At 40.1% G+C, this 5,265-nt stretch carries 5 protein-coding genes and 1 pseudogene; 1 reads left to right on the top strand and 5 read right to left on the bottom strand.

Going from position 1 to position 5,265, the window contains the following annotated elements; all coding sequences use genetic code 11:
- From HMPREF0106_RS27250 to HMPREF0106_RS02340, 3 genes and pseudogenes are all read right to left on the bottom strand, one after another.
- Positions 1 to 170: pseudogene (locus HMPREF0106_RS27250) on the bottom strand (IS5/IS1182 family transposase); the annotation flags it as partial.
- Between the two features lie 115 nt (positions 171 to 285).
- Positions 286 to 1,725: a tagaturonate reductase gene (locus HMPREF0106_RS02345; protein ID WP_009041066.1), complete on the bottom strand. Its 1,440-nt coding sequence runs from the start codon at positions 1,723 to 1,725 to the stop codon at positions 286 to 288.
- Between the two features lie 26 nt (positions 1,726 to 1,751).
- Positions 1,752 to 2,819: a substrate-binding domain-containing protein gene (locus tag HMPREF0106_RS02340; RefSeq protein ID WP_004316195.1), complete on the bottom strand. Its 1,068-nt coding sequence runs from the start codon at positions 2,817 to 2,819 to the stop codon at positions 1,752 to 1,754.
- Between the two features lie 198 nt (positions 2,820 to 3,017).
- Here HMPREF0106_RS02340 and uxaC point away from each other — a divergent pair, with 198 nt between their 5' ends.
- Entirely contained in the window at positions 3,018 to 4,424 is a 1,407-nt protein-coding gene (uxaC, locus tag HMPREF0106_RS02335; protein ID WP_009041067.1) for a glucuronate isomerase, read from the top strand.
- Between the two features lie 67 nt (positions 4,425 to 4,491).
- Here the strand turns inward: uxaC and HMPREF0106_RS02330 are convergent, their stop codons facing one another.
- Together HMPREF0106_RS02330 and HMPREF0106_RS02325 are read right to left on the bottom strand one after the other, a co-directional pair.
- On the bottom strand, positions 4,492 to 5,001 hold the full coding sequence (locus HMPREF0106_RS02330) for an HXXEE domain-containing protein (protein WP_009041068.1): 510 nt from the start codon (positions 4,999 to 5,001) through the stop codon (positions 4,492 to 4,494).
- Positions 5,002 to 5,054: 53 nt separating this feature from the next.
- Positions 5,055 to 5,265, bottom strand: a 211-nt coding sequence (locus HMPREF0106_RS02325; RefSeq protein WP_009041069.1) for a transposase, incomplete at its 5' end; no start/stop codon positions are given.

The following is a 5,265-nucleotide window of genomic DNA, read 5'->3' on the forward strand; positions in this document are numbered from 1 at the left end:
CGGATGGGTTTGGCCGGACGACCGTTGACGGCACAGTATAGCGGGGAGAAAGCTTCTTCAAAACGGCGCCAGTCTATCTTATTGGCAAGCAGGTATAAGGGATGCCTGGGATTCAGCTGGTCTGTCAAAGAGCTGAACAAGGAGGGCTGAGGGGTGGTCTTGTTTATCATAATAATCTGCAAGTTTTCAACCATAAAGATACAAAAACTTGCAGATATATCAAAGCAATTTATATATTAATATGTTGATTATTAGGCGTAAAAGCACATTCTAAGGGGCGACTAATTACAGAATACCTTTCACAGTTTCAAGCATTCCTTTTTCCTGGATAGAATCCAAGTTTGCTTTTACAGCTTCTGCCAATCCCGGGATCTTATTCAAATCTTCTCCCCAGATAAAGTCAGCAGCCAGAACACCTTCGGTTACTTTCTTTGTACAACCGGTTGCCCAAAGTTCTTTCAGCAGGTTCATGATTTCAGGAGCATCATTTGGTACAATTTCAGCGCCGTCAGCACGTACACCACCTTTATAATAAGTAATGATAGCAGCCAAACCAAGTACCAGGCCTTTAGGAAGTTCGCCTTTACGTTCGAGATAAGTCTTCAATCCCGGTAAATCACGAGTTTCATATTTTGGGAAAGAATTCAGCATGATGCTTGTCACTGCATGATCTACAAATGGATTGTTGAAACGTTCCAATACATCGTTGGCGAATTTCTCCAACTTATCTTTCGGTAAATTCAATGTTTCCATCAATTCATCGAACATTACCTTGTGGATATATTTACCAATAACCTCATGTTCACAAGCTTCACGCACAATATTCACACCAGAAAGATAAGCCACCGGAGAAAGAACAGTGTGCGGGCCATTCAACAGAGTTACCTTACGTTCGTGGTAAGGAGCTTCCGAAGGAACAAATAACACATTCAGTCCTGCCTTATCAGCCGGGAACTCTTTGGCAACTTCCTGCGGAGCTTCAATCACCCACAGATGGAAGATTTCAGCCTGAACAACCAAGTTATCATCGTATTGCAGTTTTTCTTTGATAGCAGCAATATCTTTGCGCGGGAATCCCGGAACGATACGGTCTACCAATGTTGCATATACGCCACAAGCTTCTTCAAACCAAGTCTTGAACTCATTACCCAGGTTCCACAATTCAATATATTGATAAATAGTTTCTTTCAACTTATGTCCATTCAGGAAAATAAGTTCGCAAGGGAAAATAATCAAACCTTTTGTCTTATCACCATTAAATGTTTTGAAACGATGATACAGCAATTGAGTCAGCTTACCCGGATAAGATGAAGCAGGAGCATCTTCAAGTTTGCAAGACGGATCAAAAGCGATACCAGCCTCTGTAGTGTTTGAAATAACAAAACGCATTTCAGGTTGCTCTGCCAATTTCATGAACTCGTCATTTTGAGAATATGGATTCAGTGCACGACTGATTACATCGATCATTGTCAAGCTGTTAACAACTTCGCCTTTATCCAATCCTTGAAGATTAACATGATAAAGATCGTCTTGTGCATTCAGCATATCGACCATACCTTTATCAATGGGTTGAACCACTACTACGCTGCTATTGAAGTCGGTTTTCTGGTTCATGTTGTAAATAATCCAATCAACAAATGCACGCAAGAAGTTACCTTCGCCAAATTGGATAATACGCTCCGGACGTTGTGTTTTAGGAGCAGTTTCTTTGTTTAATGCTTTCATGTTAGTTGTAATTTATAAAGTTGATATTATACAAATTCAAAATAAAAATCAATATTCTCCTTAATCAGGATGTCGATAGGCATATACTTTACAGGTTCAACAGACTTCTTAAACACAACATGGTCGCACAAAGCCTTCACCCCGCAATACCCTTGCAATCCCGGACGTTGCCCGATTAAATAATGCACATCACCTGATTTTAGCAACTCTACATTTGCTTTCAGAAGGTCATATCCTATCAGCCCTTTCATGCTACGTCCCGCATGACGGAGATACTCTCCCAACTGATACACCCTGGAATTAAATACAACTCCCAGCGCAGCCTTCGGATGTGCCCGGAAAAACTCATCTAATGTCTGTTGATTGCTTTCCTGATCAGATTTATTGAGTATAACCTCATGGATTACCAGGTTGTTATATTCCTCGGCTATGTAACTCATAAAACCGTCCAAACGACGTTGCATCTGTATTTCAGCCGGATTATCTTTATTATTACTTAAAAACAAGACTAACTCCTGACCTTCTCCCGCCGAATAGTTGCGCATCAATATTTTTGCTGCAATATATCCGCTCTTATAGGAATCCTGCCCAATATACGTCAAGGCTCTCGCTTCTTCCATATTGAAATCAACAAAAGCATAAGCTATCTTATTTTCCTGCAGATAAGCTGTCAGCGCCAGCGTCTCTTCCCGGAAATTCGGAGAAATCAACACTGCGTCTACATTCTTTTCTTTTATAGCAAGGCAGGCTTCCTGATAACTTTTCTCATCTCCATGATGGTAACACAGATAATCTATACCCACATTAAAAGGACGCAACTCTTGCCGGGCACGCTCAATCCCCCCGACTACCGAATGCCAATAGTCATGTTCTATATAATAAGGTATCAGGCAGAGGAAAGAATATTTCTTTTTAGCAGCCAAACCGATAGCAAACACATTGGGTTGATAATGAATCTCATCCAGTACCTTTTGTACTTTAGCTTTGCTTTTGGGAGACACGTCGCCACGATTGTGCAACACCCTATCCACCGTTCCGGCGGAAACACCGGCCATACGGGCTATGTCTTTAATGGTATAGTTCTGGTCCTCCATAGTGCTAAAACTTAAATATTATAAATAATCGCTGCAAATATACGAATTATTTTGTTACTCCAAGTAAATTTTCTATTTTTGTGTTCGATAACGGTTAATAAAACTAAAACGAGATTTACGCCTATTAGCTTTAAAATCAATACGATATAGGTATAAATACAGAAAGTAATAATTTTATATACTTAAAACACAGTAATAATGAAGAACTTCATGGACGAAAACTTCTTGCTGCAAACAGAAACCGCGCAAAAGTTGTATCACGAGCATGCGGCTAAAATGCCGATCATCGACTATCACTGTCATCTCATCCCTCAAATGGTAGCTGACGACTACAAGTTTAAATCACTGACTGAAATCTGGTTAGGCGGTGACCACTACAAATGGCGTGCAATGCGTACAAACGGCGTAGATGAACGTTTCTGCACAGGAAAAGATACCACAGATTGGGAAAAATTCGAAAAATGGGCGGAAACAGTTCCTTATACTTTCCGTAATCCACTGTACCACTGGACTCACCTCGAATTGAAAACTGCATTTGGTATCAATAAAATATTGAATCCGCAAACAGCACGCGAAATTTACGATGAATGTAACGAAAAGCTGTCTCAACCTGAATATTCAGCTCGTGGAATGATGCGTCGCTATCACGTAGAGGTAGTTTGTACTACGGATGATCCTATCGATTCACTGGAATATCACATCAAAACACGTGAAAGCGGATTTGAAATCAAGATGTTGCCAACTTGGCGTCCTGATAAGGCTATGGCTGTAGAAGTCCCTGCTGATTTCCGTAGTTATGTAGAAAAGCTGGCAGAAGTTAGCGGTGTTACTATCTCCAATTTCGATGATATGATCGCTGCTTTGCGCAAACGTCACGACTTCTTCGCAGAACAAGGTTGCCGTCTGTCTGACCATGGTATTGAAGAATTCTATGCAGAAGATTATACCGATGCTGAAATCAAGGCTATATTTAATAAGGTATATGGCGGCACAGAATTGACCAAAGAAGAAATTCTGAAATTCAAATCAGCCATGCTTGTTATCTTCGGTGAAATGGACTGGGAAAAAGGATGGACTCAACAGTTCCACTACGGCGCTATCCGCAATAACAACACCAAGATGTTCAAATTACTGGGCGCTGACACCGGTTTCGACTCTATCGGTGAATTCACCACAGCCAAAGTAATGGCTAAATTCCTTGACCGCCTGAATACCAATGGCAAATTGACTAAAACAATCCTTTATAACCTGAACCCATGCGCAAATGAAGTGATTGCAACTATGTTGGGCAACTTCCAAGATGGTTCTATCCCGGGAAAAATTCAGTTTGGTTCGGGATGGTGGTTCCTCGACCAAAAGGATGGTATGGAAAAACAAATGAACGCCTTGTCTGTGCTTGGTCTCCTAAGCCGCTTTGTAGGTATGTTGACAGACTCTCGTTCTTTCCTATCCTACCCGCGTCATGAATATTTCCGCCGTACATTATGTAACTTGGTAGGACGCGACGTAGAGAACGGAGAAATCCCTGCATCTGAAATGGAACGCGTAAACCAAATGATTGAAGATATCAGCTACAACAATGCTAAGAACTTCTTCAAATTCTAACAGATTAGTAGTTGCACTATAAAAAATACCGCTACCAAAGTCGAATATGCTTTGAGTAGCGGTATTTTTATATTCTATTATTACCATTCATCCAACTCCACAACTTAGGGCTTATCTTATGCATTAACAGTAGATTCACAACACAAACCACAACGCCGGCAAATCCCCAAAGCAATGTTTCATTCAGCGTATAATAGTCTTTAACCTGAATAAACACCCAAATACAATACGGTAAACATAATACTGACGTAACAATAACAGGTATATACTTTCTTATCACCAAAAACTGAATGATATGCACTATCAGGTGCAAACCAAAGGCAATCAAACAACAATACCAAACCGTCAAATCATTCATGCAGATTGACATAACCGTACAGGCTGATATAATTATAAACTCTTCCAATACCGTCAAGGCAAAAACCGGCGCATTACTCAAAGAATCTACTTTATCTTTCATAAAAGGGAAGCGCATGTACAACATAGCCTTGTTCTTATCCAACCATGTCGGAAGCATTATTATCTCTTCAAATTCATGAATCATGAATACTATGGGCAATAAATATAGGTATTCCATCGTTTTTATGGCTCAGTTGTAATTCTTGGGGGATTAAGTTTAGTCAATTCCCTTCATGCATATACCTTTGCTAGCCTAAAAAGGAAGAAGCTCATATCCACTACTCCTCTAAATGATGCCCTAAATGCTTTGATTTTAGCATTAAATGCTTCCGCTGCTGCATTTGTACTCCTGTTCACAAAGAAGTTCAGAATCCTTTCATAATGATTCTCAATAGAGTTTGCTACTGTTGTGAATGTATCGTATCCATATTCTTCAATCTTA

Origin of the sequence: Bacteroides sp. D22 (assembly GCF_000163675.1) — a bacterium.
Taxonomy (GTDB): Bacteria; Bacteroidota; Bacteroidia; order Bacteroidales; family Bacteroidaceae; genus Bacteroides; species Bacteroides xylanisolvens.